This is a genomic window from Variovorax sp. UC122_21 (assembly GCF_044056785.1).
GTDB lineage: Bacteria > Pseudomonadota > Gammaproteobacteria > Burkholderiales > Burkholderiaceae_C > Variovorax.
The window spans coordinates 1,961,337-1,980,158 of the sequence record NZ_CP172004.1; the positions used below are offsets into that span (position 1 = coordinate 1,961,337).

Sequence of the window (18,822 nt, forward strand, 5' to 3'; positions counted from 1 at the left end):
TGAGAAAAGCTTAGAAAATCGCCATGAGCAACAGTTACTACTACTGGGGTCACGACACGCTCACCAAAATACATGTAGGGAGTGGCCGTATTGCATGGGTACGTTGGGGTTTGATGGACCACGCCGGCCCGTTTTTTCACTTCGATTCCTCGAAGGCATCCACGAGCCGCTATGCGTACTTGCCGCCGGATCTGCTTGAGTTGTTGTACGGACGCTTTCGAATGGACAACCCAAGCGGCACGACATCGAGTGTGAACGACTTGTTCGAAGCCGGTTTGAGAGAACAAGGGCGATTCACGGAGCAAGAAATGGATGAGATGTACGACCGGCGCGAGGCGCTGTTCAGCATTGACGTTGAGAAATCGGACGAAGGCTATCCCCACGTTCATCCGTATCTCCCAGAATTGTTCGAGCCAGCAACGGTACGGCGTCTGACGTCAGACCCATGGCTTGATATGTCTTTGCTGCAACGCGCCGAGTTTCTTGGCCCAGATCGCGGCGGCATTCGTCACGACCTGTGGGTAGACGGCAGCGCCCGCTGGTCGGTGGAATGGCGAGCGTTCTGCGACCAACTCACCTCGATCGACTGGTCCCCGACGAACAGTTGGGAGGAATCGACACTTCATCCCGAATCGAGGTTCTATCGATACAGGGATGAAGAAGTACCCTATTGGGTAATGGCTTGAAAAACCGTCGTTGAAAAATTCAGGGATTCGCCGTGAGCAACAGTTATTGCTATTGGGGTCACGATACGCTCACAGACATCTGGGTGGGCGAGGGCCGTAGCTCTTGGGTACGTTGGGGATTGATGGACCACCGAGGATCATTCTTTCGCCTTGACTATTTGGGCTATCCCACAGAACGTCATGTCTACCTCCCGATGGATTTGCTCGAGTTGCTCTACGAGCGCTTCCGACAGGCAAACCCAAGCGGCGTGACGTTGGACGCCAACGACTTGTTCGAGGCTGGTTTGAAAAACCAAGGCAGATTCACGGAACAAGAAATGGACGAGATGTACGACCGGCGCGAGGCGCTGTTCAGCATCAACGTTGAGAGGTCGGAGGAGGGCTATCCTCACGTTCGTTCGTATCTCCCAGAATTGTTTGAGGCAGCTACGGTACGGCGCCTGGCTTCAGACCCATGGCTTGATATGTCCTTGCTGCAACGAGCCGAATTTCTTGGCCCGGACCGCGGCGGCATGCGCCATGACCTGTGGATAGACCGCAGCGCCCGCTGGTCGATGGAATGGCGAGCGTTCTGCGACCAACTCACCTCGATCGACTGGTCCCCGACGAACAGTTGGCGGGAATCGACACTTCATTCCGAGTCGAGGTTCTACTGATACAAGAATGAAAAGAGTCCCTAACGGGGGCGATATCTTGAGAAAACCGTTCTCGCCCGCGTGCGGGCCAGCGATCAGGTTTCGGTTTTTACAGGGAGCAGAATGAGAAAATCCAAATGGAGTGTTCGGCGTGCCGTGATGGCACTGTGCTTGGCTTCGATGGCGGTCGGTGGCTGCACCTATTCGCAAATCAACCCAGAAGCCGCGTTGGAAGACATCCGCACCAACAACGGCTACTACGAACTGAAAAGCGTCGAGCCTGGCACGGCGAAGCTGGTCTTGCGAACGCCTGGCGCCGTCGCCACCTCGGCCGCGGCCCAGTACGCCGTCAGCACCGCCGAGGCGCCTTGCGAGGGCTTCCAGCACCTGGGCGCGGCAGCGAGTTCGGGCCACGGCGTCGTCTATCCATGGATCGCGCGGGCCACGCGCGTGGGCTCGGGAGCCGAGCCCTTCCTGGTTCACGAGGCGACGCCGGGGCAGCCGATCCAGGTTCGCGGCATCGGTAAATGGAGCACGGGCGGCGCGAACATCGCCTTTCAGCACGGCAGTTGCGGACCTGAGGTCGTGCGCTTCACGCCTCAGGCGGACCGCGCCTACGCGGTGGAGTTCATCTGGGGCAAGGGCATGTCCTGCCGCCTCGCGGTGATGGACGCGACAGACCCCGACGCGCCTCAACCGGTGGCGTCCAGGCCCGTCCCCGGCTGCCCGGCACCCGCGCGCTGAGCGCCATCGCCATGAAGAAGCATCTGTCGGCGGCAGTGGCCGCCACCTTGCCCGTGCTCGCTTCCGCGCAGCTCGCGGCCACGCCGCAACCCTTCGTCGAGCAGCAGCGTCAGCAGGAGCGTGAACGCGCCCTGCGCGAGCAGAACGAACGCAGCGTCGACCAGCGTTCGCAGACGGCTCCTCCAGCGCCCACGCAACGCATCCCCGAGACCGAGGGGCCGTGCTTTCGCATCGATCGTGTGCTGCTGGCGGGCGAGCAGTCCGAACGCTTCCAGTGGGCCATCGCCGACCTGTCCGGCCCCGAGGGCAACGATTCGCCGCTGGGCCGCTGCCTCGGCACGGCCGGCGTCAACGTCGTTCTTGCCCGTGCTCAGCAAGCCGTCATCGCACGCGGCTTCGTCACCAGCCGTGTGCTGGCTGCGCCGCAGGATCTTTCCACGGGCACCCTGACGCTGTCCTTTGTGCCAGGCCGGATCGCGGCCATCCGTCTGACCCCGGACTCCTCATCGACCTTGCTCGGCAACTCGGCCTTGCTGACCACCGCGATCCCCGCCCGCGTCGGCGAGCTGCTGAACTTGCGCGACATCGAGCAGGGGCTCGAGAACCTCAAGCGCACCCCTACCGCCGAAGCCGACATCCAGATCGAGCCCTCGGCCGCGCCCAACGCCAAGCCCGGTGACAGCGATCTCGTCGTCAAATACGTCCAGTCCAGGAAATGGCGCCTGAGCTTCAGCCTCGACGACAGCGGCACCAAGGCCACGGGCCGCAACCAGGCCGGCACCACCTTGTCGTTGGACAATCCATTCGGTCTCAACGACCTGTTCTACGTCAGCGCCAACCACAGCATCAACAGCCACTTCCTGTCCGAGCCCAGTTACGGCACCGAGGGCCAGACGGTGCACTACTCGCTGCCCCATGGCTACTGGATGCTGGGCTTCACCGCCTCCAACAGCCAGTATCACCAGAGCGTGGCCGGCCTGAACCAGGACTACATCTACGCGGGCAAGACCAACAACGCCGAGATCAAGCTCTCGCGCTTGATCTACCGCGACCAGCAGCGCAAGACCACCGTGGCGATCAAGGGCTGGCGCCGCGAGTCGCGCAACTTCGTCGATGACACCGAAATCGAGGTGCAACATCGTGTAGTGGGCGGCTGGGAGGCCAGCCTGAGCCACAAGGAGTTCATTGGCGAGGCGACGCTCGACGGTACCCTGGCTTACAGGCGCGGCACCGGCGGCTTCGGTTCGCGCGCCGCGCCGGAGGAGGAGTTCGGCGAAGGCACCTCTCGGCTGAAGCTCTACACGGCCGAGATCGGCCTCAACGCCCCGTTGAAGCTCGGTGAACAGAGGCTGCGCTATTCGGGTCTGGTGCGCGCCCAATGGAATCGGACGCCGCTGACACCGCAGGATCGCTTTGCGATAGGCGGGCGCTACACGGTGCGCGGTTTCGATGGAGAGACCAGCCTGATGGGAGAGCGCGGCTGGCTCATCCGCAACGACATCGGGTGGGCCATTCCCTGGGGCGACGGCCACAGCGGCGCCGAGCTCTATGCGGGCATGGACTACGGTCATGCAGGCGGACGTTCGACCGTCGATCTCCTGGGCCGCAGCCTGGCGGGCGCGGTCGTCGGCGTGCGCGGTCAGTGGGCCCGCCTGAGCTACGACTTCTTCGCTGGCGCGCCCATCCGCAAGCCGCAGGGCTATCGCACCGCCAAAGTGGCGCTGGGGTTCAATCTCAACGCCAGTTTCTGATGCCGTTCCATGGGCCCCGCATCTCGACTTTGCTCGCCGGAGGTGATCGAATTCCACGCAGATGGCCAGGCTCGACCCCCTGAACACCTCGAGCTACTCGCATGCCCCCGACCTGCCCGGTAGGGACCTGCTGCACGCGGACATTGGTAGCGAGAGCGCCCGACCCGCAAAGAAGCGCTCAAAGGTCGTACGGGGAAGAACAACGTTCTCTTGGTTGTGTCTAAACCCTGAAGGGTTGTGAAATCGGATCGTGTCGGCATCGCAGCCGTGCACCAGGACGAGATGCCCTCCCCGGCGGACATTCGATTCGTCCGGGCGGCGGATCTCGGGCTCACTGAGCACATCACCAGCGAGCCGCTGTCCAGTTCTTGGGCCACTGCGTCGAGCGTGCAGTGCTCCAGCACCCGACCGCTGAGCCCGAAAGCACTCTTCACCCAGGTGAGGAATGGCCGATAGATCAGTCCCTGCACCGCACCCCCCGTGTCGAGTCGATAGGCACCGTGAGTCACGGCCTGCTTCAAGAGGTCTGCGCGCGACGGCCTTGCGATTCCCAGGACGTCGAGGACAGACTCCAAACAGGCCAGGCCACACGTCCTGCGAGCCCAGAACTCGTATTCGTCAGGACCTCCGAAGCAGAACGTGCCTTGCATGGCATCTGCCCGGGCATCCACTCGCCCGGAGACTATGCCGTCCACAAGATCACGGTCTGCCCATTGGCAGTGATACGGAATTGGGTGAAAGACGTGCACATGATCCTCCTGGCGTCGCGGCCCTGTTGGCGGTAGCCCTTGGGCTCGTTGCGGCGGGCAGACTTGATCGTATTGGCGATCAGGTCCTCGTAAATAATGCCATGAGCCTTGGCAATCGTGGCCAAGTTGCAAAGCTCCGTTGGTTCGACTTGGTGGTGCTGTGATCTGCGGTGTCTTCACCCACGCATGGGTCGTGCCTGCCGCGACATATTGATCAGCATTTCTTCGAAAGCATTCTGGCCGGGCGTCCCAGACCCCATCGCCCCCTCGAACGTCGAGCCAGTCTTTCAGGCGCATGGGCTTCGACGACGCAGGGGACCTCCTCAACGCCAAGCCGACCCAGTTCGATTCGCTACCGAGCTGCTGCCATGGCGCAGGCAACGGATGGTTCGAAGAGGCAGGCTCGCGGCCGACCTGTCGCGCGGCGTGGTCGAACTGTTGCGCGCAAGTCGCCGCCAATAGAAGGACCGAAAGCGGCGAGGCACGCACGAGCGTGTTTCGCGAGAATGCCGATCCCATGGACATCGACGACTACGCCTCCCTCGCCGAAGACGCCGGCCTGATCCACGCCGAAGACGGACAACGCTACTGTGCCTGGCATACCCAGATGCCCGACTACCACGCCAACGAGTGGGGCCGCCCGGTCGGCGACGACCGCGCGCTGTTCGAGAAGATCTGTCTCGAGGGCTTCCAGTCGGGCATGGCCTGGATCACGATCCTGCGCAAGCGCGAGGCCTTCCGCGCGGCCTTCGCCAACTTCGACATCGACAAGGTGGCGGCCTTCGGCGAGAAGGACATCGAGCGGCTGATGGCCGATGCCGGCATCGTGCGCAACCGCGCGAAGATCGTCTCGGCGATCAACAACGCGAAGCGGGCGAAGGAGCTGATCGCCGAGGCCGGCTCGCTGGGCGCCTGGCTCTGGCGCTTCGAGCCCGCGCCCAAGGACCGGCCGGCCGTGGTCGACATCGCCTACTACCGCGCCAACCCGACCACGCCGGCCTCGGAACGCATGTCGAAGGAATTGAAGCAGCGCGGCTGGACCTATGTCGGTCCGACCACGCTCTATGCGCTCATGCAGGCGATGGGGTTGGTCAACGACCACATCGAGGGTTGCGCCTGCCACGCTGAGGTGGAAGCGGCGCGCGAGCGCTTCGTGCGGCCGGGCTGAGCCGCCAATTGAAAGACGTCGCTGCTCGAGCGATGTCAAACCGGGGTTGCCGACCGACCTCGTTTGGTTGCTTATTGCAAACACATGTCTTGCAATGGCCAAGAAAAATTGCGTGACTCGCACACATCGGTTTAATTGCATGGGGTTGCACGATTAACATCTCCTCGCGCTCCGGAGAGGGAGGCGCTTTTTTCTAATTAAAAAGAGGAGTGATCGTGTTGAAAAAGACATTGGCCATCGCCTGCGTGGCGACATTGCTTTCAGCCTGCGGCGGTGGTGGTAGTGGCGGCGGTGGGGCCTTCCCGCCATTCCCGGCACCTGCACCCGCGCCGGCTCCCGCGGCCGACACGACGCCACCGAGCGTCGTGGCCTTCAATCCCACGACCAGCACCGACGTCCCTCGCAACACCGAGATCTCGGCCACCTCGAGCGAAGCATTGCTCGCAACGACGGTGACCGACAGCAATCTGCGCATGACCCGTATGGGGGTTGCAGTTCCGGGCTCGTTGAATTACGACGCAGCGAAATACAAGATTTCCTTCGCGCCGACGAAGGCGCTGGATCTGCTGGCCAATTACACCGTGACGGCGGGGACCGGCCTCAAGGATCTGGCGGGCAACAGCCTGGCCGCGGAGAAGTCCTGGTCGTTCCGCACGGCCGATGGGAATTGGGAAGCCCCGCACCAGATCGAGTCCGCGATGGACAACCCGGGCAATGTCGTCGGGGCGCTGGACGACCAAGGAAACATGATTGCCGTCTGGGCGAGCCTGGTTGACGGCGTGTTCCAGATTCGCGCCGCGGCGCAGAGCGCGAGCGGTGATTGGGGTGCCGCCAGCCGGTTGAGCACGCCAGGAAAATACCAGGCCCTGGTCCCGCAGATCCGCTTGGACCGCCAAGGCAATGGCCTGGTCATCTGGGTGCAGTTGGACAACACGGGCACTGAAGTGTGGTCGTCGCGCTTCGTCAAGGGGGCCGGCTGGCAAGCACCGACACGCCTGGACCGTACGGTCAGCCCGACTTCCGCCGCGTCGCTCGCGCTCGACGCCGACGGCAATGCCTTTGCCGTCTGGAGCAAGCGCGAAGCGCAGAACGGCAATTCGGATATCTGGGGCTCCCGCTTCACGCCGGCCGGCGGTTGGCAGGCGCCGGTCCGTCTGGGCAGCTCGGCCAATATCGGTACCTACGACCAGGCCGATCAGCCGCAGGTGGCCGTGGATGCCGCGGGCAACGCCTACGTGTTGTGGGTACAGCGATCCAGTGACGCACCGGTCTGGGTCGCGCGCTATCAGGCGGGCAGCGGCTGGCAGCCCGCGGTGTCGCTGGGCGCCGCTCGCCTGGGTGAGCCGTACGCCCCGAGGCTCGCCGTGTCGGGCTCGGGTCGGGTGATGGCGCTGTGGAACACCTTTGTTTTCTCGGGTACGTCGTATCGCTTCGACCTGTGGTGGAGCGCTCTTGCAACGCCGGGCGGCAATTGGAGCGCGCCGGCCCTGCTCGAAAACGACGATGCGAGCAATGCCATGAATCAGGTGCTGGCAGTCGATGGCGCTGGGAACTTCCATGCCATCTGGGAGAAGCAAGACGTTGCCAACTACCGTAGCGACCTCGTCTATCGCCGGTACATCCCGGGCGCGGGCTGGGAGACGGGCTCGACCGTCATTACGGCGAATGGCAACTATCTCCAGAATCGGATTCCCAGCCTGGTGGCGGACCGCAACGGCAACTTGATGGTGCTGTGGAGCGCCTACAAATCGGGCAATGGCGGAGCAGACGAGGGCACGTTCGCCCGGCGCTACGTGGCCGGTGAAGGATGGCGCACCCCCGTTCGCGTGGGCGCCGCGGGGGCCGCGGCAGCGGCCGGCGCCTTGCTGGATGTGCAGGCGGATGGCTCCATTGCGGCGACCTGGACGGAGCCTGAACCGTCCCGCAGCAGCGGGCCCATCTTCGCGGCGCGGTTCAAGTAAGGCAGGTCGCAAAACAAACCAAGAGGAGAAGAGGATGAGGAACAACACATATAGCGCGCTCGGCATCGCGCTGCTCGCCACGCTGACCGCATGTGGCGGCGGCGGCGGTGGTGGAGGCGGCGGCGGTTTCCCGATCGCGCCCATTGCGATCACGCCGAGCACGCCGCCGCCTGCAGCCAATCCGGACCCGGTGCCGCAGGATCCCGTCCTGCCCGCCCTGTCGCTGGACTTCGAGCTGCTGACCAACGAATTCGATCCGGTGAAGCTGCTCGCTGCGCTGAATGCGGAAGGAGGCAAGGGATTCCGCTGGGTCACCTCGCCCAACTTCAAGAACGACCCGAGGCATGTGCTGTCGAAGGACACCAAGGCGACCGACAAGTACATCTACGAATTCCTGGATGTGGGGCTGTCGCAGGCGGACTACCTCACGCAGATCAATGCCAGGGGCGCCCATGGCTTCAGGCTGCTCAACGACGGAACATTGCTGCGCAACAGCGCGGTGAGTGCCTGGTACAGCTACGCGCTGGAAACGAGCTTGCGCAGGAACAGTTTCAATACCGACCCCAACAACGATCCGGTGAGCCTGGACGGCTTCCTGGCGCAGCTCAATGCGAAGGGTGCGCAAGGCAGTCGATACATCGGGGAAAAGCTTTTCGCATCGTTGCCGGACGGCCGTTTCAACATCCAGAGCGTCTATGAGAATGCCGGGAACGGAGCCTTCCAGTACGAGATGTTGCCGGGGGCCGGAAAGGACGCCGACTTCATCGCGCAGCTGAATGCCCAGGGCGCCAAGGGATTCAGGCTCAACTTCATCGTCTTCCTGAAGAGCGGCGAGACGAAGGCCTTCTACGTGAAGGACAAGGCGCAGACGCCGAAATTCACCTACTGGATCGTCGATCGCCCCGTCGATGCGTCGGCATTCCTGGCCCAGTTGAAGGACAACGCGAGCCGCGGCAGGGCTTTCTTCGTCGACAACTACGCCTCGGGGACCGACAGGGTCACGGGCCCGGGTTCGTCGGAGCCGGTGCAGAAGGTCATCTACTCGGCTTCCGCGCAATGCCAGGGCGTTCTTTGCGGCGACCTGTATGCGTTCTCGATCATGAGCATCTACTGAAGCCGACCACCGCTTCCACGCAGAAATGGCCCGACATCGGGCCATTTCCTTTTGGAGAGTCTCAGCGCCTCAATTCACGCACTGGAACGACCCCGCCAGATTGACGTCCCCCGACCCCTTGTACTGCGGCCACTTCGGGTAGTCGCACAGCGGCCGCGTGCGCCCCGGCACGCCGGCGGTGTCGGTCGTGACCTGGTTGCTCGGCGCGGTGCCCTTCTCGACCCAGCCCTCGAGCGCGGTCAGCGAGTCCCAGGTCGCGTTGAACACGCTGCTGACCGCATGGCCCAGGCCCGCGACCTCGTAGTAGCGCACGAAGCCGTCGACCTCCGAGGGGCCCCAGCGCGACTGCAGGCGCTGGTAGTACTGCTCGGTGGCGCGCGTGCTCACGAGCACGTCGGCCAGGCCGTGGGCGAGCAGCAGCTTGCCGCCGCGCGCCTTGAAGGCCGAGATGTCGGTGCTGGCGTCGAGCTGGGTGCTCAGCGCGCTGATGCGGCTGGCCCACGGGCCCGGGTCCTCGGGGTCGAGCGAGAGCGAATCGAAACTCGCGTCGCGGGTCACCGAGTACTTGATCCACTGGTCGGTCAGCACGCTGATGTAGGGCGCGTTGGCCGGCATCGGGCGCGTAGGCTGCGCGCTGCCGAAGGCCAGGAAGGTCACGGTGGGCTCGAGCGGCGAGGTCCAGGTGCTGATGCCGGGATCGGCGCCCCAGATGTTGTAGCCCGGGTACTGGGTCTCGCCGCTGGCGAGCGCGAAGCGGAAGTTGGTCGCGGTGTTGATGCTCTTCATGGCCGCGATCTGCGCATCCGACAGGCAGCTGTTGCCGGTGTCGGCGCCGCCCGCGCAGCGCACGGGCGCGCCCTTGAGCATGGCGGTGGTGGGATCGAAGCGCGCGTTGCACAGGGTCTGGTTGCTGATCAGGCCATCGGCCACGCCGTCGAGCGCGTCGCAGGTCTCCATGGCGGCGTTGTAGAGCAGCTCGCGCTTGGCGGCATTGGGATAGGCGCCGGGCTGCGCCAGCGCGCGGCTCATGCGGTGGCCACCGAGCAGCGCGGCGGCGTCGTTCCAGGCCGGGTACCAGGCGATGGCGCCGTCCCAGTCGGCCGGCCAGCGCTGGATGGCGGTGACGGCCTCGCGCCCGCCGGTGGAGCCGCCCGCGAAGTACGACCTGGCGGGGCTGGCCGCGTAGCGTGCCTGGACGATCGCGAGCGCGGCGTCGTGCGTCTTCTTGAGCGCATCGCCGCCGAAGTTGCGCACGGCCTCGTCGTTGAGGCCGAAGTGGCCGTCCTGCGAGCCGAGCGCATTGGCCTGGTGGCCCGAGTCGCTCGCGAAGGTGGCATAGCCGCGCGCCAGCGGCACGGGCTGGTCGACCGGACCGTTGGGCACGTTGCCCTTGACGCTGGGAATGCTGCCGTTGAAGCCGCCGCCGCCGAACATCACGACCTTGCGGTTCCAGCTCGTGGGCAGGGCCACGGTGAAGCGGATGTCGGGTGCGCTGGCGTCGACCGGCGAGATCTTGCCCGACACCTCGCAGTACTCGGGCAGCGCGGCCACGCCGGTGCCGGCGGCCGGCACGGTCTTGGTGGCCGTGACGGTGGCGCCCGAGGTCGGCAGGCCGATGGCCGCGGCCGGCACGCTCAAACCAGGCAACTGCTCGCAGCTCAGCGCGGCGCTCGAGGGCGGCGGCGCGGGTGGCGGGGGCGGCGGTGGTGGCGGTGGAGGGGACGGCGGCTGGCTGCCCGCGATGGGCAGCAGGAAGCCGTTGCCGCCACCGCCTCCGCCGCCGCAGCCCACGAGCGTGGCGCTGACGGCGATGCAGGCGGCGACGGCCAGGACGATGTCGCGATGGCTGGATGTCATGGGTCTCCGATGTCGTTGGTGTTGGGACGCGGCACAGTCTCGCGCGCGCGGGTCCCGAAGCCAATGTGCGGGCCGGACACCGCAGGCGGCGTTCCTGTGTGCGCGGCCCATGCCGCGTAAACCCTGAGCGACGGCCCTCAGTGCGGCAGCGGCACCTCGAAGCCGGCCTTCGAGAGCTCCCACTGGTACTGCTCGAAGCCCGTGCCCGGCACGCGCTCGTCGGCGCGGTCGCGGATCTCGTCCATGCGCGCCGCGACCTCGGCCGCGGTGTAGTCGCTGCCGTCGATGAAGATGCCGCGCGTCATCGTGAGGTTGGCGCTCTCGAAGCTGCCCGCGCCCGCGAGCAGGATGGTGCGCGTGGGCGCGTCCTCGCCCACCAGCGCGACCAGCCCGGGGCTCACGTAGTCGGGCTGCAGCCGCGCCAGCGCCTCGGGCGGCAGCACGCCCTCCGTCATGGCGGTGGCGGCGGTGGGCGCGAGGCAGTTCACGCGGATGTCCTGTCGCTCGCCCTCGAGCGCGAGGGTCTGCATCAGCCCGACCAGCGCCATCTTGGCCGCGCTGTAGTTCGACTGGCCGAAGTTGCCGTACAGGCCCGAGGAGGAGGTGGTCATCACGATGCGGCCGTAGCGCTGCGCGCGCATGGTCTCCCACACGGCCTTCACGGCATGCACGCTGCCCATCAGGTGCACGTCCATCACGCGGCGGAAGTCCTCGAGCGTCATCTTCGAGAAGCTCCTGTCGCGCAGCACGCCGGCGTTGTTGACGAGGATGTCGATGCGGCCCCATTCGGCGAGGGCGCGCGCGGCCATCGCCTCCATGGCCGCGAAGTCGGTGACGTCGCCGCCGTCCGCCATGGCGCTGCCGCCCGCGCGCACGATCTCGTCGGCCACGGCGCGGCCCGGCGATCCTTCATGCGCGCCGGCCACGTCGTTGACCACCACGCGCGCGCCATGGCGCGCGAGCGCCAGCGCATGGGCGCGGCCCAGGCCGCTGCCCGCGCCGGTGACGATGGCCACGCGGCCGTCCAGTGTCTTGTTCATTGCTGTTCCCGATGAATGAAAAAAAAGGGGCAAGGCTCAGAACGCGACCGCGTCCTTGCCCTTGAGGCCCAGCATCGCGCGCGCCTCGTCGGGGCTCGCGATCTCGAGCGAGAGCTCCTCGAGGATCCGGCGGATCTTGCGCACCTGCTCGGCGCAGGACTTCGCGAGCTGGCCGCGGGCGAGGTAGAGGCTGTCCTCGAGGCCCACGCGCACGTTGCCGCCCATCACCGCGCCCATGGTGAGCAGCGGCATCTGGTGCCGGCCCGCGCCGAGGATCGAAAAGCGGTAGCCATCGCGGCCGAACAGCCGGTCGGCGGTGGCGCGCATGGTCACGAGGTTCTCGGGATCGGGCCCGAGGCCGCCGAGGATGCCGTAGATGCTCTGGATGAACAGCGGGCCCTTGACGAGGCCCTCGTCGACGAAGTGCGCGAGGTTGTAGAGATGGCCGACGTCGTAGCACTCGAACTCGAAGCGCGTGCCGCAGTCCTCGCCGAGCACCTGCAGGATGTGCTTGATGTCGCGGAAGGTGTTGCGAAAGATCAGGTCCTCCATGCCCTCGACATAGGGCTGCTCCCAGTCGTGCTTCCATTCGGCGATGCGCCGCGCCGCCGTGTGGATCGAGAAGTTCATCGAGCCCATGTTGAGCGAGCACATCTCGGGCTTGGCCTGCAGCGGTAGGCCAGCCGCTCGGCCAGCGTCATGCGCGTGCTGCCGCCGGTGGTGATGTTGATCACCGCGTCGGTGGCGGCCTTGATGCGCGGCACGAACTGGTCGAAGACCTTGGGGTCGGCCGAAGGGCGGCCATCCACGGGATCGCGCGCATGCAGGTGGAGGATCGCCGCGCCGGCCTCGGCGGCTTCTATCGCCTGCTCGGCGATCTGGTCGGGCGTGAGCGGCAGGTGCTCGGACATGCTCGGCGTGTGGACCGAGCCGGTGACCGCGCAGGAGATGATGACCTTGTCTTGGGTGCTTGCCATGGGATGTGTCGCTGAAGAAAGGAAGGGTGGGTGGCGCCGCGTCAGACCGCGAGCCACTCCGAGACGAGTTGCTGGTCGGCCTTGAGCGCCTGCGGCGTGCCCTCGAACACGATGCGGCCGTGGCCCATCACGCAGACCCGGGTCGAGACCTTGAGCGCGATCGCGAGCTTCTGCTCGACCAGCACCACCGACAGCCCCTTGCGGTGCATGTCGACGATGCATTCGCCGACCTGGGCCACGATCTTGGGTGCGAGGCCCTCGGTGGGCTCGTCGATCAGCATCAGCAGTGGATTGCCCAGCAGCGAGCGGCACATGGTCAGCATCTGCTGCTCGCCGCCCGACATGCTGCCGGCCTTGGTGTTGCGGCGTTCCTTGAGGCGCGGGAAGTAGTCGAACATCTGCTCGACGGTCCAGCGGTGCGCGCCGGGCACGGCGCGCTGCTCGCCCATGCGCAGGTTCTCGTCGACCGTGAGGTTGGCGAACACCTCGCGCTCCTCGGGCACGTAGCCGATGCCGGCGCGGCACACGGCATAGGGCCGCGCGCCGGCCAGCTCGCGCTCGCGCAGCCGGATGCTGCCCGCGGACGGAGGCACCAGGCCCATGATGGCCTTCATGGTGGTGGAGCGGCCCGAGCCGTTGCGCCCGAGCAGGCTGATGACCTCGTTGCGCCCCACGCGCAGGTCGACGCCATGCAGCACGTGACTCTTGCCGTAGTGGACATGGAGGTCCTGGACGCTCAGCAGCGTGTCGCTCGTGCTCATGCCGTCACCTCCTCGCCGAGATAGGCCTCTTTCACGCTGGCATTGGCGCGGATCTCCTGCGGCGTGCCGGTGGCGATCACCTGGCCGTAGACCAGCACGCTGATGCGGTCGCTCAGCGAGAACACCACGTCCATGTCGTGCTCCACGATCATCAGCGCGCGGCCCTTCGTGACCTCGCGGATCAGCTCGGCCGTGTAGTGCGTCTCCTCGGTCGACATGCCGGCCATCGGCTCGTCGAGCAGGATCACCTTGGGGTCGGAGGCCAAGGTCATCGCGATCTCGAGCGAGCGCTGTTCCGAATAGGCCATCTCGCCCGCGATCGTCGCGGCGCGCGCGTTCAGCCGCACCAGCTCGAGCAGCCGTTCGGTCTCCTCGCGGATGGCGCGGTCGCGGTCGATGAAGCGCCAGAAGACGTACTGCAGCCCATGGCGGCGCATGACCGCGAGGCGGATGTTCTCGAACACGGTGAGCTTGGGAAAGATGTTGGTGATCTGGAACGAGCGCGCGAGCCCGAGCCGGTTGATGGCCTGCGGCGTGCGCCCGGCGATCGACTGGCCGTCGAAATGGATGCTGCCGGCCGTGGGTGCGAGCTGCCCCGAGATCAGGTGGAACAGCGTGGACTTGCCCGCGCCGTTGGGGCCGATCAGCGCATGGCGCTCGGCGCCCAGCAGGTCGAGGTCGACGCCGCGCATGATCTCGGTGGGGCCGAAGGACTTGCGCAGGCCGCGGATGCTCAGGATCGGGTCGTTCATGCGGCGCCTCCGGTGCGCTCGGTGAGGGGCGCGGCCTGCGCCGCAAGGGGCGCGTCGGCTTCGCGCTGCGCCAGGGTTCGCAGTCGTTGCCGCGCGAAGCGCGCGAGCAGCCCGCCGATTGCGAGCAGCGCGAGCGGCATGGCCCAGGTCGCGAACGACAGCGGCAGCCAGGCGCGGCCCAGGAACTGGATCGGCGGCCAGCCGCCACCCGGTTGCAGGTTGGCGAGCGAGCGGTAGTCCTGCGAGAAGGCGCGCTGCAGCATCTCGATCGCGAAGGCGCCGCCGAAGCTCAGCAGCAGCGCCGCGCCCACCGACAGCGCCATCACCGGCAGCAACCGGGCCAGGCCGAAGCGCTGGCGCAGCCGCGCGGTGGTGCCCACCAGGCCCGCGAGGCCGGCCGGCATGAACATCATCACCAGCACGAACAGGATGCCCTGGTAGAGCAGCCACGAGCGCGTGAGGTCCGACACGGTGTAGCCGAAGAAGGTCATGAGCGCGGCGCCCAGTGCCGGGCCGAGGAACACCTGCACGCCGCCGATGTAGGTGTTGAGCACCACCGCGGCCGACAGCGCGGGATCGAACACCACGTAGTTCGCCGATTCGTTCGACACCACCTGCAGCCCGCCCGCGATGCCCGAGAACATGGCCGAGACCGCGAACACCAGCACGCCCAGACCGTGCACGTTGTAGCCCAGGAAGCGCAGCCGATGGCTGTTCTCGCGCAGGCCGCAGGTCAGCCGGCCCAGCGGCGTGCGGGTGTAGAGGTAGAGCAGCGCGAGCGACAGCAGCACCCAGCCCAGCGTGAGGTAGTAGACCTCGGTGGTCGAGCCGAAGCCGAAGCCCCAGGCCGGCATGCGCATGGTCGACACGCCGGCCTCGCCGCCGAACAGGCCCTTGAGGTGCGGCGCCAGCGAATGGATCAGCTCGGCGATGGCCAGCGTGATCATCGCGAAGTAGGTGCCGCTGCGCTGGGTCGCGAACCAGCCCGCGATGCCGCCGATGGCCAGGCCGCAGACCGCGCCGGCCAGCGGCATCAGCGGGGTGGGCAGCAGGCCGGCGCCGCCGAGCGCGTTCATCGCGTGCACGGTGCCGAAGGCGCCGACGCCGAAGTAGGCCGCATGGCCGAAGGACAGCATGCCGGCCTGGCCGCACAGCAGGTTGTAGGCGCTCGCGAACAGCGCGGCGATCAGCATCTGGATGGCCGCGTTGAGCAGCCCCTGCGACAGCAGGAAGGGCAGGGCCAGCAGCAGCGCGACGCCGGCGGCGAGCAGGGCGAGGGTGGTCTTCATCGTTTCGGCCCTCCCGCTCAGTTCTTCTCGCCCATCAGCCCGCTCGGCCGCACCAGCAGGATCAGCAGCATCAGCGCGAACGGGATGGTGGCCGACAGGCTCGACACCTTGAGCGTCATCAGCCCGCCGACGCCGCGCGCCCAGTCGCCCGCGCCGACCAGCGCGAACAGGTCGGCCAGGCTGCGGTCGATGCCCACGGCCAGCGAGGTGATGACGCCGATCAGCAGCGAGGCCAGCATCGCGCCGCCCAGCGAACCGAGGCCGCCGACCACCACCACCACGAACACCATCACGCCGAGCTCGAGCGCCATGTTGGGGTTGGTGGTGTAGAAGGCACCGGCCACCGCGCCCGCCAGGCCCGCGAGGCCGGCGCCGACGCCGAACACGCCCATGAACACCAGCGGCACGTTGTGGCCCAGCGCCTCGGCCATGCGCGGCTTGTAGATCGCCGAGCGCACCACGATGCCGACGCGGGTGCGCGTGAGCAGCAGGTAGATGGCCACGAACATCGCGATCGCGATGCCGCCCATCAGCAGGCGGTAGGCCGGGTACTGCGCGCCGCCAATGGCGAAGGCCGGCACGTCGAGCGTGAGCGGGATGCGGTAGTCGACCGGGAAGTTGCCGAAGAACAGCTTGATGGTCTCGGCGATGATGAACGACAGGCCGAAGGTCAGCAGCAGCTCGTGCGCATGGCCGTGGTGGTGCACGCGGCGCAGGAAGAAGCGCTCGACCACGACGCCGATCAGGCCGACCAGGATCGGCGCGGCGATCACGGCGGCCCAGAAGCCGATGGTGCCCTGCAGCGTGTAGGCGAAGTAGGCGCCCAGCATGTAGAACGAGGCATGCGCGAAATTGAGCACGCCCATCATTCCGAAGATGAGCGTGAGGCCGGCCGACACCATGAACAGCAGCAGTCCGTAGACGATGCCGTTCATGAGCGAGACGATGAGCTGGTCCATGGTTGTCCTTGCGAGCAGCCGGGGCTGCGCCGGCGGGACGCGCGCGTCCCGCCGGTGAGGGGATTCGGGGAACGGGGCCGCGCGGCGCGGCCCCGGAGAGAAGAGCGCGCGGGCGCTCAGCCCGGGCGCTTCATCGCGCAGCTCGACTGCGCGGGCGTCGAGGCTTCCTCGGCCGTGAAGCGCTTCACCGGCTTGAAGCCCATGTCGGTGTCGTCGGCCTTGTAGCGCGCATCCTTGGTCACGGTCGACACCACCATCGGCAGCAGCACCTGGTGGTCGGCCGCGCGCATGCTCATCTCGCCCATCGGGGTCTTGATCTTCGCGGTCTCGATCGCGCGGGCCAGCGCGTTGACGTTGAGCGCGCCGTTCTCGGGCTTGGTGCGCTTGAGCGCATCGGCCACCATCGCCATGCCGAACACGGTCTGCGGCTCGATGAAGGCCGGCGCGTGGCCGGTCTTGGCCTTGTAGTCGGCCACGAAGCGCTCGCCCTCGGCGCCGGCGGCCTCGGCGTTGAAGGTGTGGGCCACGAAATGGCCGACCGCGAGATCGCCCGCGTTCGCGATGTTGCCGGGCTGGTCGAGGAAGACCGTGCCGAAGCGCACCTTCAGGCCGGCCGACTTCGAGGCCTTCATCAGCAGCAGCAGGTCGTTCGACCAGTTGCCGGTGAGCACCGAGTCGGCCTTGGCGGCGCTGATCTTCGCCACGTAGGGCGCGAAGTCCTGCACCTTGTTGACGTCGTGCAGGGTCTTCTCCACCACCTGGTAGCCGCCGGCCGATGCGTTGTCGACGATGGCGCGCTCCATGTCCTGGCCCCAGGAGTAGTTCTGGTTGATCGAATAGACGCGGGTGCCGAGCGCGTTGGCCTGCTTCATCGCGCTGACCAGGGCCTTGGTGCGGATCTGCGCATCGCCGCTGAAGCGGAAGTGGTGGAAGTTGCACTTCTCGCCCGTGAGCTCCAGGGCTTCGGCGCCCACGTTGATGTAGATCATCTCCTTGCCGGGATTGCGCAGGTTGTACTTGCGCACGTCCTCGGTGATCTGGCCGCCGATGGCCGAGGAGGCGCCCTGCACGATCAGGTGCACGCCATCGGCCGCGGCCGCCTTGAGCTTGTCGGCCGCGCCCGCGGGGCCGCCCTGGTTGTCGTACTCGAGCAGCTGCACCGGCTCGCCGTTCCATCCGCCGGCCGCGTTGATCTGGTCGATGGCGAAGCGCACGGCGGTGCGATAGGCCTGGCCCGAGGAGGCCTGCGGGCCCGACAGCGTTTCGAGCACGCCGATCTTCACGGGCGCGGCCGATGCACCGGCCGACAGCAGGGCCAGCGAGCAGGCCAGAGCCGACGCGGCGGCATTGAACGAGAGGGGGAAGGGGGCGGATCTGCGCATTGATGTCTCCATGCTTCTTGAAAAAAAGGGGTGGGCCGCTCGCCGGCGTTCAGAGGTATTCCATGTTCCCGTCGACGCTGATCGCCTGGCCCGTGAGGTTGCGGGCCGCCGGCGAACAGAGGAACAGCGCCATCGCCGCCACGTCGTCGAGCGTGACCATGCGGCGCAGCGAGATCTTCTGCAGGTACTCGGCGCGCATGGCCTCGACCGACACGCCCGCGGTGGCGGCGCGCGCGCCGATCACGCTGTTCATGCGCTCGCCCTCGACCGTACCCGGCAGGATCGCGTTGACGCGCACGCCATGCGGGCCGAGCTCGATGGCCAGCGACTTCATGAGGCCGACGATGGCCCACTTGGTCGATGCGTAGGGCGTGCGGAACGGATAGCCGAGCCGGCCCGCGACCGAGCTCATCGCGATCAGGCTGGGATTGGCCTGCGAGCGCTTGAGCAGCGGGATCGCGCGCTGCGCGAAATAGAACTGGCTGTTCAGGTTGACCGCCACCGTGCGCTCCCAGTCGCCGCGCTGCAGGTCCTGCAGCGCGCCGGTGGGGCCGGCGATGCCGACGTTGTTGATCAGCACGTCGAGCCCGCCGAGCGCGCCTTCCACGTCGTCGAACACCCGCGCCACGTCCTCGGGCACCGAGGCGTCGGCCATGCTCGAGGTGATCTCGGGCGCCTCGCGCGCCATGCGGTCGAGCGCGAGGCGGTCGATGTCGCAGACATGCACGCGCGCGCCGGTCTCGCGAAAGGCCAGCGCGATGGCCGCGCCGATGCCGGACGCGCCCGCGCTGATCAGCACCCGCAGGCCGGGCGCGGGCCGCAGTGAATCGATGATGCTCATGGGTTCCTGTGGTGTCTCGTTGTGTCCATGCGGGCGCCATGGCGCTCTCGCTTCATGGGCAGTGTCTTGAAAGCACCGCTTCAAAACTATGTGCGTCGCGCACACTGGACACCCCCTCCCGATGTGATGCGGTGCTCGCGATCGCCATCGCGGCGC

At 66.6% G+C, this 18,822-nt stretch carries 17 protein-coding genes and 1 pseudogene; 7 read left to right on the forward strand and 11 right to left on the reverse strand.

Annotation, left to right across the window (positions count from 1 at the left end; translation table 11 throughout):
* Positions 1–23 precede the first annotated feature (23 nt).
* From ACHMXE_RS21620 to ACHMXE_RS21635, 4 genes are all read left to right on the forward strand, one after another.
* A complete protein-coding gene (locus ACHMXE_RS21620) occupies positions 24–686 on the forward strand; it encodes a hypothetical protein (RefSeq protein WP_395351207.1) in 663 nt (220 codons plus the stop codon).
* A 32-nt stretch (positions 687–718) separates the two neighbouring features.
* Entirely contained in the window at positions 719–1,342 is a 624-nt protein-coding gene (locus ACHMXE_RS21625) for a hypothetical protein (protein ID WP_395351208.1), read from the forward strand.
* Positions 1,343–1,480: 138 nt separating this feature from the next.
* The gene (locus tag ACHMXE_RS21630; RefSeq protein WP_395352740.1) at positions 1,481–2,065 is read left to right on the forward strand and encodes a hypothetical protein; all 585 of its coding nucleotides are present in this window, start codon (positions 1,481–1,483) and stop codon (positions 2,063–2,065) included.
* Positions 2,066–2,076: 11 nt separating this feature from the next.
* Entirely contained in the window at positions 2,077–3,816 is a 1,740-nt protein-coding gene (locus ACHMXE_RS21635; protein ID WP_395351209.1) for a ShlB/FhaC/HecB family hemolysin secretion/activation protein, read from the forward strand.
* 682 nt (positions 3,817–4,498) lie between these two features.
* Here the strand turns inward: ACHMXE_RS21635 and ACHMXE_RS21640 are convergent.
* Complete coding sequence (locus ACHMXE_RS21640) at positions 4,499–4,690, reverse strand: hypothetical protein (protein ID WP_395351210.1); 192 nt, start codon at positions 4,688–4,690, stop codon at positions 4,499–4,501.
* A 392-nt stretch (positions 4,691–5,082) separates the two neighbouring features.
* On the opposite strand from ACHMXE_RS21640, the gene ACHMXE_RS21645 reads away from it, so the two are divergent.
* Positions 5,083–5,733, forward strand: coding sequence for a DNA-3-methyladenine glycosylase I (locus tag ACHMXE_RS21645; protein ID WP_395351211.1), 651 nt, complete (start codon positions 5,083–5,085; stop codon positions 5,731–5,733).
* 193 nt (positions 5,734–5,926) lie between these two features.
* Here the strand turns inward: ACHMXE_RS21645 and ACHMXE_RS21650 are convergent, their stop codons facing one another.
* Positions 5,927–6,208 (reverse strand): hypothetical protein, encoded by a 282-nt coding sequence (locus tag ACHMXE_RS21650; protein WP_281081431.1) that lies wholly within the window; start codon positions 6,206–6,208, stop codon positions 5,927–5,929.
* Here ACHMXE_RS21650 and ACHMXE_RS21655 point away from each other — a divergent pair.
* Together ACHMXE_RS21655 and ACHMXE_RS21660 are read left to right on the forward strand one after the other, a co-directional pair.
* The gene (locus ACHMXE_RS21655) at positions 6,099–7,694 is read left to right on the forward strand and encodes an Ig-like domain-containing protein (RefSeq protein ID WP_395352743.1); all 1,596 of its coding nucleotides are present in this window, start codon (positions 6,099–6,101) and stop codon (positions 7,692–7,694) included. The two genes, ACHMXE_RS21650 and ACHMXE_RS21655, sit on opposite strands and share 110 nt — an antisense overlap.
* Before the next feature lie 34 nt (positions 7,695–7,728).
* The gene (locus ACHMXE_RS21660; RefSeq protein WP_395351212.1) at positions 7,729–8,808 is read left to right on the forward strand and encodes a hypothetical protein; all 1,080 of its coding nucleotides are present in this window, start codon (positions 7,729–7,731) and stop codon (positions 8,806–8,808) included.
* A 69-nt stretch (positions 8,809–8,877) separates the two neighbouring features.
* Here ACHMXE_RS21660 and ACHMXE_RS21665 read toward each other — a convergent pair whose 3' ends face one another.
* The 9 genes and pseudogenes from ACHMXE_RS21665 to ACHMXE_RS21705 all read right to left on the reverse strand — a co-directional run bounded on the left by ACHMXE_RS21665 (position 8,878) and on the right by ACHMXE_RS21705 (position 18,666).
* Entirely contained in the window at positions 8,878–10,665 is a 1,788-nt protein-coding gene (locus ACHMXE_RS21665) for a tannase/feruloyl esterase family alpha/beta hydrolase (RefSeq protein ID WP_395351213.1), read from the reverse strand.
* 137 nt (positions 10,666–10,802) lie between these two features.
* Positions 10,803–11,705: an SDR family NAD(P)-dependent oxidoreductase gene (locus tag ACHMXE_RS21670; RefSeq protein WP_395351214.1), complete on the reverse strand. Its 903-nt coding sequence runs from the start codon at positions 11,703–11,705 to the stop codon at positions 10,803–10,805.
* A gap of 36 nt (positions 11,706–11,741) precedes the next feature.
* Positions 11,742–12,739, reverse strand: a pseudogene (locus ACHMXE_RS21675) (3-keto-5-aminohexanoate cleavage protein).
* Complete coding sequence (locus ACHMXE_RS21680) at positions 12,724–13,443, reverse strand: ABC transporter ATP-binding protein (RefSeq protein ID WP_209543521.1); 720 nt, start codon at positions 13,441–13,443, stop codon at positions 12,724–12,726. Before ACHMXE_RS21680 ends, ACHMXE_RS21675 begins: the two are co-directional and overlap by 16 nt.
* Positions 13,440–14,195: an ABC transporter ATP-binding protein gene (locus tag ACHMXE_RS21685; RefSeq protein WP_203201984.1), complete on the reverse strand. Its 756-nt coding sequence runs from the start codon at positions 14,193–14,195 to the stop codon at positions 13,440–13,442. The genes ACHMXE_RS21680 and ACHMXE_RS21685 overlap by 4 nt, the downstream gene beginning before the upstream one ends.
* Positions 14,192–15,484 (reverse strand): branched-chain amino acid ABC transporter permease, encoded by a 1,293-nt coding sequence (locus tag ACHMXE_RS21690; RefSeq protein ID WP_395351215.1) that lies wholly within the window; start codon positions 15,482–15,484, stop codon positions 14,192–14,194. The genes ACHMXE_RS21685 and ACHMXE_RS21690 overlap by 4 nt, the downstream gene beginning before the upstream one ends.
* A gap of 17 nt (positions 15,485–15,501) precedes the next feature.
* A complete protein-coding gene (locus ACHMXE_RS21695) occupies positions 15,502–16,443 on the reverse strand; it encodes a branched-chain amino acid ABC transporter permease (RefSeq protein ID WP_209543516.1) in 942 nt (313 codons plus the stop codon).
* Between the two features lie 116 nt (positions 16,444–16,559).
* The gene (locus tag ACHMXE_RS21700) at positions 16,560–17,825 is read right to left on the reverse strand and encodes a branched-chain amino acid ABC transporter substrate-binding protein (RefSeq protein ID WP_203201981.1); all 1,266 of its coding nucleotides are present in this window, start codon (positions 17,823–17,825) and stop codon (positions 16,560–16,562) included.
* 49 nt (positions 17,826–17,874) lie between these two features.
* Entirely contained in the window at positions 17,875–18,666 is a 792-nt protein-coding gene (locus ACHMXE_RS21705; RefSeq protein ID WP_395351216.1) for an SDR family oxidoreductase, read from the reverse strand.
* Between the last annotated feature and the right edge of the window lie 156 nt (positions 18,667–18,822).